This window comes from Ramlibacter sp. (genome assembly GCF_035655895.1).
Taxonomy (GTDB): Bacteria; Pseudomonadota; Gammaproteobacteria; order Burkholderiales; family Burkholderiaceae_C; genus Ramlibacter.
In genome coordinates this window covers 89,082-112,502 of record NZ_DASRTN010000016.1, presented here as the reverse complement: position 1 = coordinate 112,502, position 23,421 = coordinate 89,082, and the positions used below count along the sequence as shown (strand labels likewise).

At 67.8% G+C, this 23,421-nt stretch carries 23 protein-coding genes and 1 rRNA gene; 17 read left to right on the top strand and 7 right to left on the bottom strand.

The window, feature by feature from the left end; all coding sequences use genetic code 11:
• A 5S ribosomal RNA gene (gene rrf, locus VFE82_RS20060) occupies positions 1-85 on the top strand; the annotation flags it as partial.
• Between the two features lie 404 nt (positions 86-489).
• Entirely contained in the window at positions 490-1,473 is a 984-nt protein-coding gene (locus tag VFE82_RS20000) for a sulfonate ABC transporter substrate-binding protein (protein ID WP_414708790.1), read from the top strand.
• Positions 1,474-1,716: 243 nt separating this feature from the next.
• On the opposite strand, the gene VFE82_RS19995 is transcribed toward VFE82_RS20000, so the two are convergent.
• Entirely contained in the window at positions 1,717-3,378 is a 1,662-nt protein-coding gene (locus VFE82_RS19995; protein ID WP_325002098.1) for a serine/threonine protein kinase, read from the bottom strand.
• Positions 3,379-3,771: 393 nt separating this feature from the next.
• Between VFE82_RS19995 and VFE82_RS19990 the strand changes: the two genes are divergently transcribed.
• The 13 genes from VFE82_RS19990 to VFE82_RS20055 are packed head-to-tail and all read left to right on the top strand — an operon-like array spanning position 3,772 to position 13,987.
• On the top strand, positions 3,772-4,038 hold the full coding sequence (locus tag VFE82_RS19990) for a flagellar biosynthetic protein FliQ (protein ID WP_325002097.1): 267 nt from the start codon (positions 3,772-3,774) through the stop codon (positions 4,036-4,038).
• 59 nt (positions 4,039-4,097) lie between these two features.
• A complete protein-coding gene (locus VFE82_RS19985; RefSeq protein WP_325002107.1) occupies positions 4,098-4,850 on the top strand; it encodes a flagellar biosynthetic protein FliR in 753 nt (250 codons plus the stop codon).
• Positions 4,850-5,938: an EscU/YscU/HrcU family type III secretion system export apparatus switch protein gene (locus VFE82_RS19980; protein WP_325002096.1), complete on the top strand. Its 1,089-nt coding sequence runs from the start codon at positions 4,850-4,852 to the stop codon at positions 5,936-5,938. Before VFE82_RS19985 ends, VFE82_RS19980 begins: the two co-directional genes overlap by 1 nt.
• Positions 5,935-7,992 carry a flagellar biosynthesis protein FlhA gene (gene flhA, locus VFE82_RS19975; protein WP_325002095.1) on the top strand — a complete coding sequence of 686 codons (2,058 nt, stop codon included), beginning with the start codon at positions 5,935-5,937 and terminating at the stop codon, positions 7,990-7,992. Before VFE82_RS19980 ends, flhA begins: the two co-directional genes overlap by 4 nt.
• A 4-nt stretch (positions 7,993-7,996) precedes the next feature.
• Positions 7,997-8,755, top strand: a complete 759-nt coding sequence (locus VFE82_RS19970; RefSeq protein ID WP_325002094.1) for a flagellar hook-basal body protein — start codon at positions 7,997-7,999, stop codon at positions 8,753-8,755.
• A 34-nt stretch (positions 8,756-8,789) separates the two neighbouring features.
• Positions 8,790-9,566, top strand: coding sequence for a flagellar basal-body rod protein FlgG (gene flgG / locus VFE82_RS19965; RefSeq protein WP_325002093.1), 777 nt, complete (start codon positions 8,790-8,792; stop codon positions 9,564-9,566).
• Positions 9,567-9,616: 50 nt separating this feature from the next.
• Complete coding sequence (flgA, locus tag VFE82_RS19960) at positions 9,617-10,525, top strand: flagellar basal body P-ring formation chaperone FlgA (RefSeq protein ID WP_325002092.1); 909 nt, start codon at positions 9,617-9,619, stop codon at positions 10,523-10,525.
• A 20-nt stretch (positions 10,526-10,545) separates the two neighbouring features.
• Entirely contained in the window at positions 10,546-11,100 is a 555-nt protein-coding gene (locus VFE82_RS19955) for a flagellar basal body L-ring protein FlgH (protein WP_325002091.1), read from the top strand.
• Position 11,101: 1 nt separating this feature from the next.
• A complete protein-coding gene (locus tag VFE82_RS19950; protein WP_325002090.1) occupies positions 11,102-12,220 on the top strand; it encodes a flagellar basal body P-ring protein FlgI in 1,119 nt (372 codons plus the stop codon).
• A 22-nt stretch (positions 12,221-12,242) separates the two neighbouring features.
• The gene (locus tag VFE82_RS19945; protein ID WP_325002089.1) at positions 12,243-12,626 is read left to right on the top strand and encodes a flagellar basal body protein; all 384 of its coding nucleotides are present in this window, start codon (positions 12,243-12,245) and stop codon (positions 12,624-12,626) included.
• Positions 12,627-12,628: 2 nt separating this feature from the next.
• Positions 12,629-13,063 (top strand): flagellar basal body rod protein FlgC, encoded by a 435-nt coding sequence (flgC, locus tag VFE82_RS19940; protein WP_325002088.1) that lies wholly within the window; start codon positions 12,629-12,631, stop codon positions 13,061-13,063.
• Positions 13,060-13,377: a flagellar hook-basal body complex protein FliE gene (fliE, locus tag VFE82_RS19935; RefSeq protein WP_325002087.1), complete on the top strand. Its 318-nt coding sequence runs from the start codon at positions 13,060-13,062 to the stop codon at positions 13,375-13,377. The genes flgC and fliE overlap by 4 nt, the downstream gene beginning before the upstream one ends.
• Before the next feature lie 40 nt (positions 13,378-13,417).
• Complete coding sequence (locus VFE82_RS20055; RefSeq protein WP_422662647.1) at positions 13,418-13,987, top strand: hypothetical protein; 570 nt, start codon at positions 13,418-13,420, stop codon at positions 13,985-13,987.
• A gap of 94 nt (positions 13,988-14,081) precedes the next feature.
• Here VFE82_RS20055 and VFE82_RS19920 read toward each other — a convergent pair whose 3' ends face one another.
• The 6 genes from VFE82_RS19920 to VFE82_RS19895 form a co-directional block, all read right to left on the bottom strand.
• Positions 14,082-14,456 carry a hypothetical protein gene (locus VFE82_RS19920; protein ID WP_325002086.1) on the bottom strand — a complete coding sequence of 125 codons (375 nt, stop codon included), beginning with the start codon at positions 14,454-14,456 and terminating at the stop codon, positions 14,082-14,084.
• 10 nt (positions 14,457-14,466) lie between these two features.
• Positions 14,467-15,033: a hypothetical protein gene (locus VFE82_RS19915; RefSeq protein ID WP_325002085.1), complete on the bottom strand. Its 567-nt coding sequence runs from the start codon at positions 15,031-15,033 to the stop codon at positions 14,467-14,469.
• Positions 15,034-15,443: 410 nt separating this feature from the next.
• The gene (locus VFE82_RS19910; RefSeq protein ID WP_325002084.1) at positions 15,444-16,478 is read right to left on the bottom strand and encodes a bifunctional nicotinamide-nucleotide adenylyltransferase/Nudix hydroxylase; all 1,035 of its coding nucleotides are present in this window, start codon (positions 16,476-16,478) and stop codon (positions 15,444-15,446) included.
• A gap of 11 nt (positions 16,479-16,489) precedes the next feature.
• A complete protein-coding gene (locus VFE82_RS19905; protein ID WP_325002083.1) occupies positions 16,490-18,187 on the bottom strand; it encodes an NAD+ synthase in 1,698 nt (565 codons plus the stop codon).
• A 12-nt stretch (positions 18,188-18,199) separates the two neighbouring features.
• Entirely contained in the window at positions 18,200-19,399 is a 1,200-nt protein-coding gene (pncB, locus tag VFE82_RS19900; protein ID WP_325002082.1) for a nicotinate phosphoribosyltransferase, read from the bottom strand.
• 31 nt (positions 19,400-19,430) lie between these two features.
• Positions 19,431-20,189, bottom strand: a complete 759-nt coding sequence (locus tag VFE82_RS19895; protein WP_325002105.1) for a cysteine hydrolase — start codon at positions 20,187-20,189, stop codon at positions 19,431-19,433.
• Between the two features lie 123 nt (positions 20,190-20,312).
• Between VFE82_RS19895 and VFE82_RS19890 the strand changes: the two genes are divergently transcribed.
• Together VFE82_RS19890 and VFE82_RS19885 are read left to right on the top strand one after the other, a co-directional pair.
• A complete protein-coding gene (locus tag VFE82_RS19890; protein WP_325002104.1) occupies positions 20,313-21,050 on the top strand; it encodes an NUDIX hydrolase in 738 nt (245 codons plus the stop codon).
• A gap of 141 nt (positions 21,051-21,191) precedes the next feature.
• Positions 21,192-23,420: a TonB-dependent hemoglobin/transferrin/lactoferrin family receptor gene (locus tag VFE82_RS19885; RefSeq protein WP_325002081.1), complete on the top strand. Its 2,229-nt coding sequence runs from the start codon at positions 21,192-21,194 to the stop codon at positions 23,418-23,420.
• Position 23,421 lies beyond the last annotated feature (1 nt).

Genomic DNA, 23,421 nt, shown 5'->3' with positions numbered 1-23,421 from the left:
TCCTTCCCATCCCGAACAGGACAGTGAAACGCCTCTGCGCCGATGATAGTGCGGATTCCCGTGTGAAAGTAGGACATCGTCAGGCTCTTACAGCCCCAAAACCCCCAGCACCCACCAGTGCCTGGGGGTTTTGCCTTTGGGACATCAAAATGCCTGGCCGCAGTTCCAATTGGCTCATCGCCGGAATGCCGCAGGCCACGTCCGAAGTGCGCCGTGAACGAAAAGAACAGTGTCGACGACAGCGACGATCGCGCGCCTCGTCGCAGCGTTCGCGCTGCATGCTGCGGAGACATTCAAGAACTTGGGCGCGCCGCTAGGCGACGCCTTCGCCTATTGCGCTTGCGAGGCGGTCCGCTTGCCTGTCACCAGGACCGGCGCTACCAACGATCTACAAGGAACGATGCCGTTCGTGGGCCGCCACAGATAAGTTCGTTCTGTACAAACCAGAAATCACCATTTCCATCATCTGCTCCTTGCACCTAGAGTCCGATGCTTTCGAAGGAGGGCAGATTGGGCTTCAAACAGATTCACCAGCGGCGGGAACTGCTGATTGCGGCAACGGCGGCAACACTGGGCACACCCGTCTTCAATGCATTTGCGCAGCCATCGCGCGAACTTCGCGTTGGGCACCAGAAGGGGACCCTCAGCCTGCTGAAGGCCCGCGGAACGCTCGAAAAACGTCTGGCGCCCTTGGGTGTTTCACTGAAGTGGATCGAGTTCACGGCAGGCCCAGTGCAACTGGAGGCGCTGAATGTCGGCTCGATCGATTTCGGCGACGTGGGTGAGGCGCCGCCGATCTTCGCCCAAGCGGCGGGCGCCCCGCTCGCCTATGTCGCGGCGACGGTCCCGCGGCCTCGCACGGAAGGTGTCCTCGTGCCCAAGGGTTCTGGTCTCCGGAGCGTGCCTGAGCTCCGAGGACGCAAGATCGCATTGAACAAGGGCAGCAATGTTCACTACTTCCTGGTGAAGCTGCTGGAGAAGCACGGTTTGCGCTACGCCGACGTCCAGCCCGTGTTCCTGCCGCCAGCTGATGCGCGTGCCGCATTCGAGAAGGGCTCGGTCGACGCTTGGGTGATCTGGGACCCCTTCTTTGCCGCAGCCGAGAAGACGCTGGACGCGCGTCTGCTGGCGGACGCGACCGGAGTGGTGGGCAACCGGGCCTACTATTTTTCTTCGTTGACCTACGCCGATCGCAACTCTGACGTGCTGCGCATCGCTGTGGAAGAAATCAACAAGGTGGACATCTGGGCCAAGGTCAATCGCGAGCTGCTGGCCGCCGAACTGGCGCCGTTGTTCGGCCTGCCGCGCCCGGTGGTGGATCTCTCGACGTCCCGTGCAGAGTACGGAACAGGGCCCGTCACGCCCGCCATCCTGTCCGAGCAGCAGAAGATTGCGGACACCTTCCACGAGTTGAAGTTGATCCCGAGGCGGATCCAGGTGCGGGACGTTGCGCGCTCTCCGTGGCAGGGTTGACCATGATTCGCGGGTGACATGGTTCGCCGCGCGCGATGCGGTGAGGGCGTCGGCAATCGCCCGCGCTGCACGCCCGCCGCTGCGCGGGGGCGGGCGACCGACGGTTGAGGGCGCTGCGGGCTGATGAACCGGTGCTGAGTCCGTCGCATGCATACGCTGCGGGCGGGACTTTGTCGTCGAGGCATGCAGCCGGGCGGCCTGCGGCGGGAACGCGCAGATGACAGGTCCTCTGGGGCCGAACATTCAGGAGCCGCCGCGGGCTTGTGCGAGTCGTTCGCGGGCGCGGCCCTCGGCGTGCATCCGCACGCAGATCGGATGGCTGCGGAACTCGGCCGCGGCGCATCGGAACGCTGTGCAGACACCGCGCGCGAAGGCGAGACCCTGGCGGCAACTGGGGTCAGGCGCCGCAGCGTGCTGCGTCCTCTGCAGACGAAGGTCATGGCGTCGGTCCTGTTGCTCTGGCTGAGGGACGCGCACGCTGGCGCGCCGAGCAAGGGCTTGCGTCGGACGGGCGTGCTCCCCGCGCGCCACCTGGTCACGGGATGGTGCGACCTCGGGGTTGCGACTCGCTGACATAGCGGGTGCCGGCACGTTCCGATCTGGTCTCGCCTCGACGGCGACAGGGGGCGCAGTGACCTTTGACGCCTCCGACGAACCTGGTGGATCCGCTGGCACCCATGCGGTCGCGGACGACGGCTGTGCGCCCACCACGACGGCCGGTGGTTCTTGGGCGACGACAGCCGCCGGACGAGGCGGGATGGTGGCCGGCGCAGGACTGGCCCGCTGCGACGGGCCGCCCAGCAGACTGACCGCCAGAACTGTCGCGGCTGCGCAGCCTGTCGCCAGGACCAGCCCTACCCGATGACAGGCTTGCGCGATCGATGCCGCGCCGTGAGGAGCGTTGGCGACGGGTGCAGCCACGTGCACTCCCGATCCGGGAGAGGGAACCGTACCGAACGCAACGGCCGCAGGAGCGACAGCAGCACCAGTCGCAGCAGCAGGAGCAGAAGCAGGAGCCATGGCTCGCGAATCCCTGGTCGTCGCTGAGCCGTTCGACGAGGCACGCGCCAATGCGGGCCGCGTCCAGAGCGGTGGGCCGATCGCTGCCTGCAGGGCCAGCGACAGGTCGGCGGCGCACGCGATCCGCGCGTGCGGGTCCGGTGCCAAGGCCCGCTCGAACAAACCGTCCAGCGACGCGGGCAACGCGGGGCGCGCGGCGCGGACCGGGCGCGGGTTCCGGCGCAAGCTGGCGCTCGTTGCAGCGGCGTCCGCATCCGGAAAGGGCAACGTGCCCGTCAGCAACTCATACGCCACCACCGACGCCGAGTAGAGATCGGCAAGTGCGGTCGGCTCGCACCCGAGGACCTGTTCCGGCGCCAGATAAGCGCAGGCTCCGGGTGACGGGGCGCTGCCCCGCATGAACTCGCCCATCCAGCCGAACCCGGTGACCACCAAGCGGCCGCTGCAGGTGACCAGCAGGTGGTCGGGATGGATCCGGGAATGCACGACGCCACGACCATGCGCTTGTTGCAGGGCCGAGAGCAGCTGGACGGCCATCGCCAGCGCCTGGTGTGCAGGAAGCCTGCCCAGCTGGCTTCGATAGCGCGTCAGCGTCTGGCCTTGCACCCAGGCAGTTGCGACGAACGGCGACTGTCCATGCCAGCCGATCTCGTGGAGGCGGGCGATGTTCGGATGCACGAGCTCCACAGCCGCAACCCCGCGGGCACGCATCCCCGCTTTCATCTCCGCGCCGTGAGACTCCCGCCGCGGGGGGAGGATCCGCACCGCCAAACGTTCGGCGGCGTCAGGGTCCCAGGCTTCGTAGACGGTGCCCCATGCATCCGTCTGAACGGCTCGCTGCAGCTGGAAGCGGTCGATCGTGCCAAGCGAGGTGTCCTGGCTCACGGCAGGGCCCCCCTGAGCGGAGCGGCGAACCGACAAGGCGGACGAGCCCGAAGGCGGGGCTGCCGGCTCGCGGAACAGACCAGTTGTTCTTGCATCGCTGCGCATGGTCCTTGTTCCCATCCACCCACCGTGTAGGACGGCGGAGGGTGCGAACGTGCGGCCTCTGCCGAGGCGGCCGGAAGGCCGCACCCAGACAAGGACCGTGGCGTTCGCCGCAAGCAGCCCGGGCTGTCCGGCGTCCTGCGGGAGACGGGTTCATCAGTACTAACCCCCGCCTCGTCAACGTTGACGGCGTCCGGTGTTGGTCGTTTCCTTCAACCAAGTTACACCGCTTACTACGGTTGAGTCGACGCGATCGAGGCACCGCAGAGGTGCCTCCGACTGGGAGGGAATATGCACAGCGATCTGGCATTGAAGATGGCCGCGGACCTGTTCTGGACAGGCCTTCTCGTGTCCCTGCCCGTCCTCGGGCTCACGATGCTCGTGGGCGTTGTCATCAGCATCCTGCAGGTCGTCACGCAGGTGCAGGAGATGTCGCTGACCTTCGTGCCGAAGCTGGTCACCGCAGGAATTGCCTTCGTGGTTTTCGGCCCGTGGATGCTGCGCACGCTGTGCCAGTACGCATCGCGCCTCTGGTCGACCATTCCGGCCATGTTCTGAGCACGCAGGTGACGACCGACATGGTCTCGGCCCTCGGGGCGCCCTGGATCTGCGCCGTGATGCTGCTGTCGGCACGCCTTGCAGCCCTGTTCCTGATGACACCGCTGCTCTATGCGGTGCCCATGCCCGGATCGGTGCGCGTCCTGTTCGCGCTGGGCCTGTCTGCCGCTCTGTCCCTGCCGCTCGCCTGGAGCGCCGACGTGCTTCCCACGGGTCCTGGAGACCTGGCGGCGTCCTTCCTGAGCGAACTCGCGCTCGGTGCGACGCTGGGACTGGGCATCCTCATGGCCTTCAGCGGCTTCGAGACGGCCGGGCGCCTGCTCGACGTGCAGATCGGCTTCGGCATGGCCCAGGTGCTGGACCCTGTCACGCGACGTCAGGTGCCGGTGCTCACCTCGGTGTTCGGTTCGCTGGCGTTGCTGATCTTCTTCCTGGTCGACGGCCATCATGCGCTGCTGCGGGGTGTGGCCTTCAGTCTCGAACGCTTTCCTGTCGGACGCGCCTGGTCCATTGGCAGCACCGCGGAGCCGCTGGTCCGCCAGGCGGCCGGCCTCTTCACGCTTGGCTTCGCACTGGCGGCGCCGGTCGTCCTGAGCCTCCTGCTCCTCGAGTTCGCGCTCGGCGTCGTGTCGCGCAACCTGCCGCAGGCCAACATGCTGGCGCTTGGCATTCCGGTGAAGATCGTCGCCGGCATGCTCGCGCTCTCGATCTTGGGCGGCGGCATGGGGGCCGTCATGCTTCGCGTGTACGCCGACATCTACCGGACCTGGGCCGGCATGTTCGAGCTCGCTCCCGCGGGAGGGCGCAGGTGATGGCGGAGCAGGATCTCGACCGCAGTGAGGCGGCCACGCCGTTCAAGCTGGAGAAAGCCAGGGAGCAGGGGCAGACCGCACGCAGCATGGACGTGGTGAACGCCACCGTGTTCGCGGTGGCGCTCGCCTATGCGGCATGGCACGGGCTGGAGAGCGTCGACGCGACGTTCCAGCTTGCGCGCGTGGCGCTGGTGCATGCAGGGAGCGGCGCGCCATTCGAGACCACGGCCGGGCCGCTGGTGCTGCACCTCCTGAAGGAGGCAGCCTTCATCGTCATGCCATTCATGGTCGCCCTCATGCTGTCGGCCGTCGTCGGCACGGTTGCCCAGACCGGCCTGGTCCTCTCCGCGGGCCCGCTCAAGCTGGATCTGCAACGGGTCAACCCCATGACGGGGCTCCGGCGGATCTTCTCGATGCGCACGCTGTTCGATGGCGCGCGGGCATGCCTCAAGCTGGCCGTGCTGCTGCTCGCGGCCTGGTACGCACTCAAGAGCCTGCTGCCGCAGTTCTACCTGGTCGCCGCGCTGCCGCCGCAGGCTTTCCTTCGCACGCTGGTCCACGACGCCGCGGACCTCGGGCTGAAGATGGCCCTCGTCCTCGCGTTCATCGCCTTCGTCGACCTGCTCTACACCCGGCGAGAGTTCGGCCGGAAGATGCGCATGAGCCGGCGCGAGCTGAAGGACGAGCACAAGAACCGGGACGGCGACCCCCGCATCCGTGCGCGCCTCCGAGAACTCCGGCGAGAGACGCTCAAGCGCAGCCAGGCGTTGCGCAACACCCGCAGTGCGGACGTCGTGCTGACGAACCCGACCCACTACGCCGTGGCCTTGCAGTACGTGCATGGCGAGATGCACGCGCCGAGGGTGGTCGCCAAGGGCGCCGGGCAGCTGGCCGCGCGCATGCGCGAGATCGCGTACCGGCACCAGATCGCGATCGTGCGCAATCCGGCGCTGGCTCGCAGGCTGTTCCGCGAGCTCGACATCGAGCAGACCGTTCCGCCCGCGTTCCACGCCGAGGTGGCGCGCATCATCGTCTGGGTGTTCGCGATGCGCGAGCAGCGGGCCGCCAGGCAGGACAGTGCCGCATGAGCCACCTGCGCCAATTCTTCGGTCGCCATTCCGACATCGCCATGGTCCTGGCCGTGCTGGGCGTTCTGATGGTCCTCTTCGTGCCGATCCCAAAGGCGCTGCTGGACTTCCTGATCCTGGCGAACTTCAGCTTCGCCTTCCTGGTCCTGCTGCTGACGTTCTACATGGCCCGGCCGGTGGAGTTCTCCACCTTCCCCTCCCTGCTGCTAATCGCCACGCTGTTCCGGCTCTCGCTCAACGTTGCAGCCACCCGCCTGATCCTCGCGCAAGGGGACGCAGGGCGCGTGATCGGCGCGATCGGCGAGTACGTCGTCGGCGGCAACTACGTCGTGGGCCTGATCGTCTTCCTGATCCTGATCGTCGTGCAGTACGTGGTGGTGACCAACGGAGCCCAACGGGTGTCCGAGGTGGCCGCCCGCTTCACGCTGGACAGCATGCCCGGCCAGCAGATGAGCATCGATGCCGACTTGAACATGGGGTTCATCGACCAGGCCGAGGCGCAGCGGCGCCGGAAGAACCTGGAGAAGGAAGCCGGGTTCTACGGCGCCATGGACGGCGCGAGCAAGTTCGTCAAGGGTGATGCGATCGCAGGCATCATCATCCTGCTGATCAACATCGTGGGCGGGCTGGTGATCGGCATCATGCAGCACCGGATGCCCTGGGCAGACGCTCTGCGAACCTACACCTTGCTCACGATCGGCGATGGCATCGTGACCCAGGTCCCGGCGCTCGTGATCGCGGTGGGCACCGGCATCATCGTCACCCGCTCCGCCTCGGATGGAAACCTGAGCCAGGAGGTGCTGCGCCAGGTCACCTCCTTCCCCAAGACGCTGCTCCTGGTGGCCGGGGCGCTGGCCGGCCTGCTGCTGCTGCCGGGAATTCCGGCCATCCCGACCCTCGGGCTGCTGGCCGGCGTTGCGCTGGTCGCCTGGCTGTCCTACCGTGCCCACGCCACCCGAACTCCTGGCCCCGACGATGCGGCGCTGCCGGCGAAGTCGGAGACCGTCGCAGAAGACCTGGAGCAGCTCCTGACGGTCGAGCCCATCGAAGTGCTGGTGGGCACCGGCTGGACCACCAGGGTCAACGATGCCAGCGGGCTCTTCATCGAACGTATCTCGGCTTTCCGCAAGCAGCACGCGCAGGACTACGGCCTGGTGCTCCCACGGATCCGCTTCAAGTCCGGAGCACGGCTGGCGGCCCACGGCTACGAGATCCACATCGATGGCGCGGTCATCGCGCGAGGCGAGGCGCGGGACGACCGGCTCCTGGCGATCCATGCGGCGGGTGACCAGCGATCCATTCCCGGCGAGCCGACGCGTGACCCGACCTACGGCCTGCCGGCGCTGTGGATCGACGTGGGCCAGCGCGAGGCTGCCACGGCGGCGCGCTACACCCTCGTGGACGCCTCGACCGTGTTCATGACGCACCTCACCGAGGTGCTGCGGCGCGAGTCAGCCACGCTCCTGACACGCGGCGAGACGGACAAGCTGCTGAACCGCGTCCGACAGACCCAGCCGCCGCTGGTCGAGGAACTGGTTCCGACCGTGCTGTCCGTCGGCGACGTGCAGAAGGTGCTGCAGAACCTGCTGCGCGAGAAGGTGTCGATCCGCCACATGGAGGCCATCCTTGAAACGCTGGCCGATGCTGGCCGCTCGACCAAGGATGCCGCCCAGTTGACCGAAGCCGTGCGCCAGCGGCTCGGCCACGCAATCTGCCAGAGCCTGGCGGGGGACGCGAGCTCATTGCACGTGCTCACGCTCGATCCGGCGATGGAGAGCCGCTTCATGCAGAACCTGCAGACGGCCCAGCGTGAAGGCGGTACAGGCCAGTTCGTGCTGGAGCCCAAGCTGGTGGAGAAGTTCCTCATCCACCTGATGCAGCAGGCCGAGAAGATGATGAAGAACAACCTGCTGCCGGTGCTGCTGTGCGCGCCGGAACTGCGGCGCCACGTCCGTTCGCTGTCCGAGCGCGGCCTGCCCCACTTGCGCGTCCTGTCCATGGCGGAGATCCCGCACGCCATCGAACTCAAGTCCTTCGGCACCGTCACCGCCTGAATCCATGAACGACATCCTCGCCGTCACCCTCCAGAACATGCAACTCGACATGGCCAAGGTCGATCGGGTCGCGCTGAACCTGGCCAATGCGCAGACCACCGGCTACAAGCGCGAGATCGTCGCGGGCCTTCCGTTCGCCCGCTCGCTCGAAGCCGCCGCCGCACGGGGGCAGCCCGAGCCGGCGCTGCCATTGACGACGCGCATCGACCTGCGCCCGGGCACGCTGCGCATGACGGGGCAGAGCCTGGACATTGCCCTCGCCGGCCCAGGCTGGTTCGAGGTGATGACCGACAACGGGGCGGCCTACACGCGGCAGGGCGACTTCCGCCTGGACGCGCAAGGGCGGCTGGTGACGCAGCAGGGGCGGCTGGTGATGGGCCTCGGCGGCGAGATCCAGCTGCCGCATGGCAACCCCGTGATCGACGCCCAGGGACGCATCTTCGAAGGCCAGCTGCCAGGTGGCGCGCCAGCCAGCGCCGGCTCGTCACCGCTGGGCCAGCTCAAGATTGTCCAGTTCGACTCCGCCGCCACCCTGGAACGGCGGGGCGACGGCCTCGTCCAGGCGAGCGACGAGGCCGTCGCCAGCGTCGACGGGCAGACCGAGGTGCGCCAGGGCCACCTGGAGAACTCGAACGTGAGTTCGATGCAGGAGATGGTGCAGCTGATCCAGACCATGCGCCATTTCGAATCCATGCAGAAAGCCGTGGTCGGCTACGACGAGATGCTCGGCACTGCCATCCGCAGGCTCGGCGACAGCGCCTGACCGCAAGCAATGCAAGCAACAGGAGGCTCCCCCAATGTTCGACGCCCTCTACATCGGTGCCACCGGCATGCAGGCGCAGCAGACGCAGGTCGACGCTATCGCCAACAATCTGACCAATGCCAACACGCCGGCCTACAAGAAGACGCGTGTCAGCTTCACCGACCTGGTGTTGAAGGCGGCACGGCCTGCCGGGCTGGCTGCGCCGCTTGGCGCGGTGCAGGGTACAGGTGCTGGCGTGGCCCTGGCATCGGCCATCCGGCTGTTTGACCCGGGCGAGCTGAAGAAGACCGACTCGCCGATGGACGTGGCCATCCAGGGCGATGGATTCCTGGAGCTTGCGATGGCGGACGGGACACGGGCCTACACCCGCGGCGGCACGCTCAAGGTCAATGCGGATGGCCAGTTGGCCACCCAGGCCGGGATGCCCCTGAAGCCGGGGATTTCCATCCCGGATGGCGCGAGCGCGGTCGTCATCTCGCCGACGGGCCGGGTTCAGGTGCAGATGAACGGGCAGTCCACGCCGGTCGAGGCCGGTCAGCTCGAGGTGGTGCGCTTCACGAACCCGCAAGGGCTGCTGGCCCAGGGCGGCAATGTGTACCGCGCGACGGAGGCATCCGGCGAGGCCATCGGCGGGAAACCGGGCGAGGACGGAATGGGGAGCATCGCGCAGGGTTTCGTCGAGGGCTCGAACGTGAAGATGGTCGAGGAGATGGTGAGCCTGATGGTCGCGCAACGAGCCTACGAGGCCAGCGTCAAGGTGGTCCAGGCTTCGGACGACATGCTCGGCATGGTCAACGGGCTGCGCCGGTGAGCCGGCACCGCATCCTGGCAGTCGCCTGGGCGCTCACCTGGAGCGGCCAGGTGTTTGCGTCCCACGTGGCCATCGAGCTGCTGCCGCAGGCGCGGGTGGGTGCCGGCGCCGTGGTCCTGGGGCAGGTGGCAACGATCCAGGGGCAGGACCTAGACCTGATGCGCGCGCTCGTGGATCTCCCGCTCGGTCGGGCGCCGGCAGCAGGAGAGGGCGTCGTCCTGGAACGGGAGGCCCTCGCCGCATGGGTGCAGCAGCGCTTGCGCAAGCCGGCCACGATCGCCTGGTCCGGCCCTGCCCGCAGCCAGGTCGTGACGGACAGCCGCCCGGTGCTCGGCGAGCAGGTGGCTGCCGCCGCGATGGGCGCTCTGCGCGAGTGGCTCGCAATCCGCAGCGAACGCAGCGAAGTCGAGATCGCGTGGGTTCCCCGCGCGGTCGAAGTACCTCAGGGCCAGGTGCGGCTCCAGCCACGTCCTCTGGGCGCTGCGCCGGTGCGCAGCCGCATGGTGGTGTGGGTCGATGTGGCAGCGGACGGGCGCTTCGTCCGCGCCGTGCCGGTGTCGTTCTCGGTCCAGGCATGGCGCACCCATGCAACGGCAGCGCACGACCTCGGGCCCAGGGCGCCCCTGGAGGCAGCCGACCTGCTGCACCAGGAGGTGGACGTGGCGAAGCTGGAGGGCTCGGCGCCAGCGTTTCCATCTTCCGGAGAAGGCGCATGGCTGCGCCGGGCGGTTCCGGCAGGCGGGGTGCTGCGATCGCCGGACCTCGGCACGGCCCCGGCGGTGCTCAGAGGACAGTGGGCTTCCCTGCATTCTGGCGTCGGCACGGTGCTGTCGGAGACGCGGGTCGAAGTGCTGCAGGACGGCCGCGCGGGCGACAGCGTGCGGGTGCGCCAGCCCGGTGCCATGGCGCAAGTCACCGCCCGCGTCCTCGGCCCCGGTCAGCTGGAGATCGCGCGATGAGATGCATTGCCGCTGGCGCCATGGCGCTCGTCCTGTGGGCGGGGCTGCTCCCCGTCCAGGCCCAGAGCCTGTTCCGGGAGGAGATCTGGCGCGGCTTGACCGCCGACAACAAGGCGTTCCGGCCCGGCGACGCGCTGACCGTGCAGGTCTACGAGAACTCCAGCGCCGTGACCAGCGCCGACACCGGGACCCGCCGCAGCAACAACCTCAACGCGGAACTCGCCCATGGCGCCGTGCCCGTCGCCCAGACCCAGGTGCGCGTTGCCGGTGATTTCGATGGCGGGGGACGCACGCAGCGGGCCAGCCGACTGCTCACGACTGTCACGGTGACCGTGCAGGAGGTGCTGCCCGGCGGGCAACTGCGCATCGCCGGGACCCAGTCGGTCACCGTCAACGACGAACTGCAGCGGGTGACGCTGGAAGGCTTGGTCCGGCCGATCGACATCAGCGATGGCAACGTGGTGCAGTCCACCCGCATCGCCGACGCCAGGATCACCTACATCGGCGAAGGCGACCTGACCGACCGCCAGCGGCGCGGCTGGTGGCGCCAGCTGGTCGACGCATTGGGGTTCTGACATGGAGGCCTTCCTGCTCGTCCGCCCGGCAATGCGCTTCCTCGCGCTGGCGCTCCTCGCCTGCACGGCCGCGGCGGCCCCGCTGCGCGTCAAGGACCTCGGCAAGGTCCAGGGCTGGCGCGACAACGTGCTGGTCGGCACCGGAATCGTCACCGGGCTGGCCGGCACTGGCGATTCGCCTGGCAATCGCGCCACCCGCCAGGCACTGTCCAACGTGCTCTCGCAGTTCAACCTCACCGTCGCGCCGGAACAGGTGAACAGCCGCAATGTCGCCGTCGTGATGGTCAGTGTGCAGCTGCCGGCCTTCGCACGCGAAGGTGACACGCTGGATGTCCATGTCGCCTCCAGCGGCGACGCCCGCAGCCTGCTGGGCGGCAACCTGCTGCTCACCGCGCTGCGGGCTCCCAACGGCCGGGTCTACGCGCTGGCGCAGGGGCCGGTGTCCATCGGCGGCCATCGGTACGACGCGAACGGCAACGTCTTGCAGAAGAACCATCCGACCGCAGGCTCCATCCCGAACGGCGCGACGGTGGAAGTCGGCATGGAAGCGCCCCAGGCGCGCAGCCAGGTGATGTTCGTGCTCGCCGAGCCCGACTACACGACGGCCAGCCGCATTGCCACGGCGATCAACACGCAGCTGGGCGGCGGCCTCGCGCGGGCACGGGATGCGGCCGGCATCGAGGTGCAAGTGCCGCAGAGCCTGCGCGACGAGCCGGTTGCCTTCCTCGCGCGCCTCGAGAGCGTGCTGGTCGAGCCCGATCGGCGCGCCCGCGTGGTGATCAACGAGCGCACCGGGACCGTCGTCGCAGGCGGCGACGTGCAGATCTCGCCGGTGTCGATCTCGCACGGCGACCTGAAGGTGACCATCGCCACGCAGAACAGCGTGTCACAACCCTCCTTCCTGGACCGCACCGGCCCGGGTGTGGTGACGGCGGTGGTGAGCAACACGCAGCTGGACGTGGCCGAGCCGACGGGCGTGGGCTTCCTCGCGAGCGCGGGCACTGTTTCGGACCTGGTGCAGTCGCTCGCCCGGATGAAGACAAGCACGCGGGACATCATCTCGATCCTGCGTGCGGTGAAGGCCGCCGGCGCCCTGCATGGGGACCTGGTGATCCAGTGACGGACATGGAAGGAGCAATGCAGTGAACCAGCAACTGGAAGCGATCACGACCGCAGCGCTGTCGCTTGGACTGGAGGCCGCCAGCCGGCGCCAGCAGGCCATCGCCGCGAACATCGCCCATGCGGGCATCGAGGGCTACACGCCCGTGCGGCTCGCGTTCGAGAGCCATCTGGCGGAAGCCCGGCAGGTTCTCAGGGACATGGGCGGCCTGGATCCGTTTGCCCTGGCCGGCGTCCGCATCGAACTTGAGCCGGTCCTCGAGGCCGACGGCCAGCCGGCCAAGGTGCAGGTCGACGTGCAGATGGCCGAGATGGCGCGCAACGCCGTGCAGTACCAGGCCCTCACGCAAGGCCTGTCGCGCCACCTCTCCATCCTGGCCGCTGCCGCGGCCGACGGGAAGAAATAGCCATGGACTACCTCCAGTCGTTTGCCGTCAGTGCCGCCGGGATGGCCGTGGAGCGGACCCGGGTCGAGGTCGCCGCCATGAACCTGGCCAACGCCAACACCGTGCAGGACCCGGCCACCGCCGGCTATCGGCCACTGCGCGTGCTTGCCCTCGCGGCGCATGCCGCATCGTTCGGCAGCCTGGTCGACAGCGGCCTCGAGGGAGCAGGTTTGCCGACCGCGAGCGTCGAGCCGATGGCCGTCGCACCGAGGCTTGCGCCAGAACCCGGCCATCCGCTCGCGAACGTGCAGGGTCTCGTCGCCTATCCCGCCGTGGACACCGCGGCGGAGATGGTCAGCATGATGAGTGCGACCCGCGCCTACGAAGCCAACGTAGCGGCCCTGAACACGGCCCGCACCCTGGCCCTGAAGGCCCTGGAGATCGGACGGAACGCATGAACATCGAGGCCATCCAGAGTCTGGGCGTGCACGACGAGGTGCCGGGCGTCGCGCCGCTGTCGCAGGCGCTGCCCGTCGCCATGCAGGGCGTGCAGGAGCCGTTCGGCCAGCTGGTGGCCGAAGGGCTCCAGAGAGTCAACGAGCAGCTGAAGACGAGCCAGCTCGACTTGCAGCAGCTCGCGCTGGGCGACGCCCAGAACCTGCACGAGGTGATGGTGCGGCTGGAGGAGAGTCGCATCGCGTTCCAGCTGACGCTGCAGGTGCGCAACCGCGTGCTCGAGGCGTACCAGGAAGTGATGCGGATGCAGGTCTGAAGCGGCGGCGCGGCGACTCGGGGCAACAAGGGGGGACGACATGAACGTCTGGTGGGACGCGCTGGAGCGGCGCGCAAGGATTGGTCTTTTGGCTGGCGCCGCGGCCATCGCGCTGGCGACCTTGGTGGCCGGATGGTGGCTGCTGCGAGTGGAGTCGGCCGTGCTGTTCTCTGACTTGAAGCCCGAAGATGCGGCGGTCATGGCGGCGGAGCTGGATCGCCAGAAGGTGCCCTACACCGTCGCCGACGCTGGAACCACTCTGCTGGTCGACAAGACGCACGTGCATGCCACTCGCCTGAAGCTCATGGGCAAGGATCTGCCGCTGCATGGTGCCGTCGGGCTGGAGCTGTTCAACAACGCCGAGTTCGGCATGACCGAGTTCGCGCAGAAGATCAACTACCAGCGTGCGCTCCACGGTCGCCTTGCCGCTCAAGATCCTCATGTTCATCCTGGTGGATGGCTGGAGCCTCGTGCTCAAGGCACTGGTCGGCTCGTTCCACTGACATGGCCGTGGTCTGCTCCGCCGCTGCACGTGCCAGGGCAGGCGAGGCCCAGCTCTGGCAACGGCTGCGCCTGCATGGCGGCGTCGAGGCGCGCGAGATCCCCCTGACGCGGCATCTGCCAGACCCCCGATCGGCAGGCGACTGGGTGACCCGGGTCCCAAGCCCGGCAGAGATCGCGCTCAGCCGGCCCCGCCCGGACCGCTAGCGTCGGGCCGGGTCTGCCAGCAGGATCTCGCTGAGCGCTGCGGCTGCTGCCGCGACCTCGCGGTCCGCCTCCATCTGGACTTGCACCGAGTCCACCATCTCGGCAAACGACGAGTCCCGCAGCAGGTCTTGACCGAACTGCTGCAGCAAGAGGCACTCGAGGAAGATCCGCAGGGCTTTGCGCTTGCGATCAGGGTCTTCCGGCGACAAGGCCTGGATCCGCCGCGCCGCCAGCGCCGCAACGTCGGCGGGCGGGCCGGCTCCGTGCGAAGCTGTTTTGCGCTTCGGATGTGCGGCCTGGGGAGCTTTGAAGGCCGAGACCTGGGTGCGCAGCAACAGCGCAAGACGATGGCTGGCGTCGATGGCAGTCATGGGCGCCGGCTCAGTGCAACCCGCGCGCGTAGCCCGACAACAGGACGTGGCTGGCCCCGGCGTCCTCGGCGGCCTCTGGAACCTGCTCGTCTGGATGCGCGAGTCGCTCGACCTGCTGCACGATCTTCTGGATGTCCGCGGACACGGCCGGAGCCGGCTGCTCACAGGCCAGCCCGACACGATAGTGGTGCAACGCGTCCTCGAATCGGTTCTGCACCAGGGCCGCGAAGCCACGCACGAAGTGGTGCAGGGGGTCGGAAGCAGCCAGGTCGAGCAGAGGCTGCCAGGTGAGCAGGCCGACCGCGTCCCGTCCTGCGCTGAACTGGAGCAGGCCGAGCTGGTAGCGCGCCATGTGAAAGCCCGGGGCCAGCAGCACGGCGTCGGCGAAGGCCGCTTCCGCGGCTTCCATGTTGCCGGCGCCCGCGTGTTCGGCGGCGATCAGGAACGAGGGCACGCCGGATGTCGGCGCCAGGGCACCGGCCTCCGAGAAGAATGCGAGTGCGGCCTCGTCGCGGCCATCGTGGCTCGCGGCAAGGCCGTCGGCGATCAGCTGGTCGAAGCGCGATTCGGTCTTCATGGGCGGTGATGGAGGAGTTGACGCGCCGTGCGCGCGCGGCCGTTCAGGCCCTGATCGGGCCTGTCTTCCATACATCCGGAGATATCCCGGCCTGTTTAGCCGCTCAACGCTTCGCGGTTCGTCCGGATGTACTTGCCCAGGAGACCCCAACGGGCAGGGCGTCTACGTGGATGTGGGCAAGGCCTGCTGGTGGTGCAAAACCTGGGCGCCGACCTCGTCACCACCGCCAGCGGCGACACCACGTTCTACGACGGCGTCGGCAACAAGCTGCCCAGGTGCGAATCGCGGCCGGCGGCGTGACCAGCACCCACGGCAGTAGGGGTACGGTCGTCAGTTTTCCGCTCGGCGCTCAGCCGCCCCTGGTTCCCGTCTGGGTTCCAGCGTCGGCCTGTGTCGCCCGTGGGTCCGTCTCATGTGAGGCCCAGGAAAGCATCGAGCATGTGGAAGTGGTCGTCATGGAACTGGTCTTCCAAGGAAGTCAGTTGCGCAATCGGAACCCACATCGCGTCCGCTGCATCATCGCTTCCGATGATCTCGGGCAGCATGCGTGCGCCGAACGCGAAGTAGTGCGCATGCGTGATGACACGGCCCCGCTGGCTGCGGTCGGGATGGTCGAAGACGCGCACCTCCTTGAGGGCTGTGGCCATCTCGGAGGGAAGCAGGCGCAGGCCCGTTTCCTCCGCAAGCTCGCGCAGGGCAGATTGGTACACCGTCTCGCGCTGCTCGATGAACCCGCCTGGGAGCGCCAGCAGGCCGCGGCCTGGTGCACGTCCCCGGCGGATCAGGAGCACATGGTCCCCCATGCGCACCAGGGCGTCCACGGTGACGAAGACGGGCGGATAGGGCGAGTCGGCCCACCTGTCGTGCTCGGCAGCCAGTTGCTGCCAGCCGTCGCGTAGCTGCTCGAAGAAGGGGAGCTGCGTCCATGCGCGCAGGAACTCCACCGTGGACGGCGGAACCTGGCCGGCGATCGCGGCCAGTGCCGCCGGCATGCTGGGGGTCGCGAACAATGCCGCCCTGAGCGCCTTCGCATGCAGATCGCCCTGCAGGCCTGGGTCGTCCAGCTCCCAGGCAGGGAAGTTGTTCAGGTATTCGCTCGTGGGGTCCTTGCGGTGCCCCACCAGCACCACCCGGGCCTGGTCCCCGCCGGCAGCCTGAACGACCTCCTTGCGCACCGCTTGCACCCAGCGCTCCTGGTCGTAGAAGTCCCGCACCGGCACGAACACGGTCCGGGCGCGCTCGTTCTCTGCCAAGGCCAGCCGGACCATGTCGGCCCGCTCCTGCCAGGTGAAGGGGTTCTTTGGCGACCGGGCCTGGTGCGCCGAGCCGATCACCACGACGCACTTGGGCGCCAGCTCGAGGGCCCGGCGGATCAGTGCAAGCTGGGCGTTGTGCAGGAGCTGAAAGCGCCCGATGCACACGGCGGTGTCATGGGTCTGGGTCATGGATGATCTCCTCACGGATAGACGGCCGCGATCGGCAGTTGCCGGCCGGAGCCGAATGCGCGGCAGCGCACCCGGATGATGGGCGGCGACTGGCGCCGCTTGTACTCGTTGCGGGCCACCATCCTGTGAATGCGCTGCACCAGCGCAGCGCCTTCTGGCGTGGACAGTAGGCCGTCGACGCAGCGTCGAGCGGTTTCCGCTTCCCAGTCGGCCAGGCGCGATCCCTCGATGTGCAGCTTCAGGACCTGGTCCAGCAGTTCGTAGGGCGGGAGACTGTCGGTGTCCTGCTGATTCGGCGCGAGTTCCGCGGACGGAGGTTTGTCAATGATCGCCGCCGGAATGAGGTCGCGGCCGGCCGCCTCGTTCAGGTGCCGCGCCAGTGCGAACACCTCGACCTTGTAGAGGTCGCCCAGTGGACCCAGGCCGCCGTTGGTGTCGCCATACAGCGTGCAGTAGCCCACCGAGATCTCGCTCTTGTTGCCCGTCGTCAGCACCAGGTGTCCGAGGCTGTTGGAAATCTCCATCAGGACGGTACCGCGGACGCGTGCCTGGAGGTTTTCGAGCGCAATGCCCTGCAGGGCCGCTCCACTGCTCTGCGCATAGGCTGACTCGAAGGAGCTCACGATCGCCCCGATCGGATGCTCCAACAGCTCGATCCCAAGATTCCGGCACAGCTGCTGCGAATCGGAGACGGACCCTGGCGACGAGAACCGCGACGGCATCGTGATGGCCAGCACGTTCTGCGGGCCTAGTGCCTCGGCGGCAAGGGCCAGCGTCAGGGCCGAGTCGATGCCGCCCGAGCACCCGACTGCAGCCTTCTCGAACCCGCATCGGCGCGCATAGTCGCGGATGCCTAGCACGATCTGCTCACGGTAGAACGCCAGGGTCGGGAGGCCTTCGACCGGAACCGGTGACGGCAAGTCCCCGCGCCGAAGGAAGCGGCCCGTCTCGAAATCGATCGCCTCCAGATGCGTGGAAAAGCGAGCCGCCTCCCAGACCACCCGCCCGTCCGCCTCGACTGCGAACGAGCCGCCGTCATAGACCAGCTGGTCGTGTCCACCGACCTGATTCACGTAGAGGATGGGCAACCGTGTGCGGAGCGCGGCCGCGGCGAAGACGTGGTGGCGCTGCTCGCGCTTGCCCACATTCGAGGGGCTGGCGTGGATGGAGACCACCAGGTCCGGCGCCGCATCGCGCAGCCGGTCGAAGGGGTTCAGCGCGTACTCCGTTCCCTCGCCCGCCCATCCGTCCTCGCAGATCAGGAAGCCCACGCGGGCACCCGCGACCGGCAACACCCGGGCCGTGTCCGGTCCCGGCTCGAAGTGCCTGCGTTCGTCGAAGACGTTGTAGGTGGGCAGGAGCTGCTTGGCGTACTCCAGCAGGACTTCGCCCCCGCACACCACGCGAAGTGCGTTGTGCAGTGGCTTGCCTGGCCCAGCCTTTGCAACGGGCATTCCGATCACCCAGTGCACCGAGGAAATCTGGCGACTGGCCAGGAGAAGCTCGCCGAAGGCTTCGTCCACCCGGCGGAGGAACGATGGGTCATCGAGGAGATCGCCAGGGTAGTACCCGGTCAGCGCCAGCTCCGGAAAGACGACCATCTGCGCATCCTGCGTCCGCGCAGCGCGCGCGGCGTCCGTCATCAGTCGGACGTTCCCGACCAGGTCTCCCACCGTCGGGTTGATCTGGGCGATCTGGATCCTGAGCATCGGTCGTCCTCCTCACGCGGCCTGCAACTCACGCACGCCGAACACCTGGCGCAGATAGGCCAGGAACGTCTCGTCACGGCAGATCGTCTTGCCGGGCGCATCGGAAAGCTTGGCCACCGGCTGGCCGTTGGCTTCGACCAGCTTCATCACGATGTTGATCGGCTGCAGGCCCATGTCATTGGTGAGGTGCGTGCCGATGCCGAACCCCAGCTGGACGCGGTCGGCGAAGGCGTCGTAGATCCGCAGTGCGCGGTCCACGGTGAGGCCATCGGAGAACACCAGTCGCTTGGTGTGCGGATCGATCCGCAGCCGCTCGTAGTGCGCCAGCGCCTTCTCGCCCCAGGTGAGCGGGTCGCCCGAGTCGTGCCGCAAGCCGTCGAAGAGCTTGGCGAAGTACAGGTCGAAATCCGCCAGGAACGCGTCCATGCCCACCACGTCGGTCAGGGCGATCCCCAGGTCGCCGCGGTACTCCTGCACCCAGGCCTCCAGCGAGGCGCGTTGGAAGTCGCGCAGGCGCACGCCGAGCGCCTGGTACGTTTGCAGGTACTCGTGAGCCATCGTTCCGATCGGCACCAGGCCCAGGTCGCGGGCGAGCAAGACGTTGCTGGTGCCCTTGAACTGGCCGGGTAGCCGGTCCCGCAGCGCCGTCACCACCTCGCGCTGCCAGGCGCCCGAGTAGCGCCGGCGCACACCGAAGTCGAAGAGCTCGAGCGGGTGGCGGCGCGACGCGCTGCGACCGAAGGCCTGGAGGCTGCCGATCTTGGCATCCAGGCGGCGTCGTCCCTCGGCCATCGCCGTCTTCTGGCCGCCCAGACGGGTGAAGTACAGCTCGTTCACGATGGCCAGCACGAAGATCTCGAAGAACATCACGTGGACCTGCGGACCGGCGGCACGCACGCGCAACTGGCCGTCTTCCACGCGCACGTCGATGAAGCGGCGCTGGAACTGGAACAGGCGCAGGAAGTCGACGAAATCGCTCTTGATGAAGCGCAGGCCCGAGAGGTAGGCCAACTCGTCCTCGGCAAAGCGCAGCGTGCACAGGTGGTCCAGTTCCGAATTCAGCTCCGCGGCGAGATCGCCGAGATGGAATTGCGGCGCATTGCGGCAGACGAACTCGTATGCGGCCGTTGTTTGTGGATTCCGGTGCAGCATTGCCTGCCACATGGTGAACTTGTACAGATCGGTGTCCAGCAGGCTCTGGATGAGGGGCATGTGTCCTCCTGATGTCGCGCGTTGATCGTGCCTACGACCGGAGCCACTCCTGGCTCGTCGTGACGGTGGCTCCCATCGCCTGCATGGTGGCCAGGAACTGTCGCGCCTGCTCCTCGAATCCCGCGACGGGGCTCATGCAGTCCTGCAGCAGCACGATCTTGGAAGCCCTGCCCGAGGGCAGGTGGCTGGCGAGGTGCTCCGTTGTCGCCTTGACGCAGTGGCTGGAGGCCTCTCCGGCGATCAGGACCGTGTCGGCCTGGTCGAGCCTCGCGATCAGACTGTCGTTGCGTTGGGTCAGCGGGTCCTGCACGTCGGGCACCTCGGGCTGCAAGGCGCTGTAGTGCTCGGTCCAGGCATTCATTCCCTTGAAGACCTTGTGCACGGGCTGGAGCTTTGCGCGTTCCCAGCGGTTGTACGCTGCGCGGACATCCTCCTGGATGTTGTGCCCCCAGGTGCCGATCTCGCAGTGCGGCGGCCAGACCATCAGGCTGTACCGCCCGCCTGCCTCCAGCGCGTCGAGGTAGGACAGTACCCGAGGAAGGTCGCCGGCCTCGCGCGGCAGGAACTTGCCGTTGCGCACGTCGCACGCCCGGATCGTGGTGAACGGTGCCACCTCGCCACCATCGCCGGTTCGCCACATGCCCGGGCGCTCGATTCCCACGCTGTGGTGCGAATCGAGCGTCACCGTGATCCCGTCGATCCTCCAGCCGGCCGCATCGATCAGATGAGCCAGGCGCTCCATGTCCCGGGCGGCACCCACCACCGGCAGGGCGGCGCCAGGAATGTCCATGAAATCGTTCTGGGGGTCGATGATCAGCAGCTGGTTGCGCACGGGAAAGGCCCTCCTGTAGTAGGTTGCACTGTGCAACTTTGATGGTTGTATAGTACAACCAAAATCGTGGAAGTCAAGGACATGGCAAGGATCCAGAAGCACGTGGGTGTCGAGTTGCGGTTCGAGCGTCCGCTCGTCACGGTCGACGTCATCATCTTCACGGTGCTGGACGAACAGTTGCACGTGCTGCTCGTCCAACGACCGGAAACACGCGGCGAGCCTTTCCCCGGCCGTTGGGCACTGCCGGGCGGCTTCATCGATGTGGGGCAGGACCGCGATCTGCTCCAGTGCGCCAGGCGCAAGCTGAAGGCGAAGACGGGCGTCTCGTCGCCCTACCTCGAGCAGTTGGGGAGCTGGGGCAGCGCCGACCGGGACCCGCGCGGCTGGTCCGCCACGCACGCCTACTTCGCCTTGGCGCCGATCGGACACCTCGAGTTGCGGGTCGAGTCGCAGGAGGACGGTACGTTCCTGCCGACGATGTGGGCGCCGGTCGACGAGGCGCTCGGGATGAGCCTTGCGTTCGACCACGGGGAGATCCTGCAGGCGGCAGTGGAGCGGCTGCGCGGAAAGGTGGAGTACACCTCGTTGCCCGCCTTCCTCCTGCCCGAGCCCATGACACTGCCGCAACTGCAGCACGTCTACGAGGTCGTGCTCGGTCGAGCCTTGGACAAGAGCGCCTTCCGTCGCCGCATGCTCGATGCCGGCTTCCTGGAGGAGGCTGGAACCGTCTCGATGGGCGGGCGCGTGGCCCAAGGCTTCCGCTTGCGTGATCGTCGAGAGCCGACCGTCTTCCCGCGATCCTTCAAGGCGGCCGAGTGAGGCAACGGGCACGTTCTCTGGAACGTGATTGCCTTCAAATGAGAGTGATTCGCATTACGGTATAGTCGCGGGGAAGCCAGCAGAGACCCCCGGGCGCCGCGTCGCCATGTCCAGCCAGCCGACAACCGGAATGGACATGGAATGAAGAAACGCAACGACGTGGCAGGCCTGCGCCTGTCCAAACTCACGCTCTGCATCGCGCTCGCCTGGGGCGCTTTTCCCGTCTGCGCGCAGGACGCCAGCGTGGGCAAGCCCGCGCCGGAGGGGGCACTCAAGCCCGTGGTGGTCAGCGGCAGCCGCGTCGAGCAGGATGCCGACGCCGTCCCCGCCACGATCACCAGCATCGGCGCGCAGGAGATCCAGGAGCAGAACCCGGGCGATCTCGAAGACCTGCTCAAGGGAGAGGTCGGCGTCTCGGTCCGCGCGTTGCCGAACCGGGCCTCGGGCGTCTTCAGCGCGGTGGGGCGGGGTGGCAACGAGGGCGTGAACATCCGCGGCCTCGAGGGGGACCAGGTCCGCCTGCAGGTGGACGGCGTCAACCTCCCGTCCACCTATGCGAGCGGCCCGTACGCGGCCGGCCGCGGCGACATGATCGATCCCGAAGGCTACCGCCGCGTCGAGATCCTGCGCGGGGCTTCCAGCACGCAGTACGGCTCCGACGGCCTGGCCGGCGCCGTGACCTTCGTCACCAAGGAGCCTGGCGACTTTCTCACCCTCGGCAAACCCCTGCAGTTCACGCTGAAGACGGGCTACGCGAGCGTCGACCGGTCGACCCAGCTCGCGCCGAGCGTCGCGTTCCAGGGGCAGGAGATCCAGGGATTCCTGTTGGGCAGCTTCCGGCGTGGCCACGAGACCGAGAACATGGGCACGAACAACGCTGCCAATGTCACCCGCACCACGCCCAACCCCGCCGACACCGAGAGCAACTACTTCCTTGGCAAGCTCCAGTTCGACCCCAGCCGCCACCACCGGTTCAAGCTCACGGCCGAGAGCATCCGCCGGCGCAACGAGACCGACGTCCTGAGCTTCTTCGGCGATCCGTTCGCCGCCGCGACCCTGACCGACGTGAACGTGCGGGAGGACATCCGACGCGACCTGCTCAAGCTGGACTACCGCCACACGCCCGCTGCCGCCTGGTACGACGTGCTGTCGACGTCGCTCTACGTGCAGCGGGCGCTGAACGCCCAGTACGGGTATGAGGCGCGCTCGGCCGCACCGCTGGTGCGCACCCGCGACACCGACTACGGGGAGGACACCGTCGGCGGCAGCGTGCAGCTGGAGAGCTACCTCGGCGCGCAGTCCCAGCACCGCCTGGTCTACGGGGTGGATGCCTCGCTCACCGACGTGCATTCGATGAAGGTAGGGTTCAACAGCTCCGGCGGCGCCTTCGTGCCGAACAAGAGCTTCCCGGACACCGACTACCGCGTGCTCGGCGCCTTCGTGCAGGACGAGATCCGGCTCGGAGCGGTCAGCGTCACGCCCGGCCTGCGCTACGACAGCTTCAAGCTGACGCCCAGACCCGATGCGCTCTACACGGTGAACAACGCCGCGGCCCCGTCACCCCTGAGCGATTCCGAGCTGTCGCCCAAGCTAGGCGCGGTCTGGCGGCTCGCGCCGGCCCTGCAGCTGTTCGGCCAGTACGCCCACGGCTTCCGTGCACCCCGGCCCGGCCAGGTCAACGGCGGGGTGACCAACCTGACGGCCCCCAACCCCTACACCTCGATCGGCAACCCGTCGCTCAAGGCCGAGACGAGCAACTCGTTCGAGACGGGCGTGCGCGGGCAACTGGGGAACGGGAGCAGCAGCTACAGCGTTGCCGTGTTCCGCAACCGCTACAAGGACTTCATCGCCAGCAACGTGCTGGTGCGGGAGAACACCGCGCCCGCGCCGGATGTCTTCCAGTCGATCAACCTGAACGACGTGACCATCAGCGGCTTCGAGGCGCGCGTGCACTGGGAAGTGGCGCGCGGCACGAGCCTCTCGGCCGCCTACGCCCATGCGCGCGGCGACGTGAAGGACCACGGCGCGACCACGCCGCTGGCCACCATCGATCCCGACAAGGTCGTCCTCGGCGCCCGCTACGAGCCGAACGCCCGCTGGGGGCTGGAGGGCCGCCTGACCGCGGCGGAACGCAAGAAGCGCAACCCCAGCCCGACCACCGTCACGCCGGGTGGCTACGGGGTGGCCGACCTCGCCGGGTGGTACCGCTTCAGCAAGGCGACGCTCCTGAACGTCGGACTGGGCAACGTGTTCGACAAGAAGTACGTGGAATGGGCCGACGTGCGCGACCTGGCGGCGTCCAGCGCGATCGTCGACGCCTTCACGCAGCCGGGACGCCACTGGAAGGTGAGCGTCACCCACAGCTTCTGAC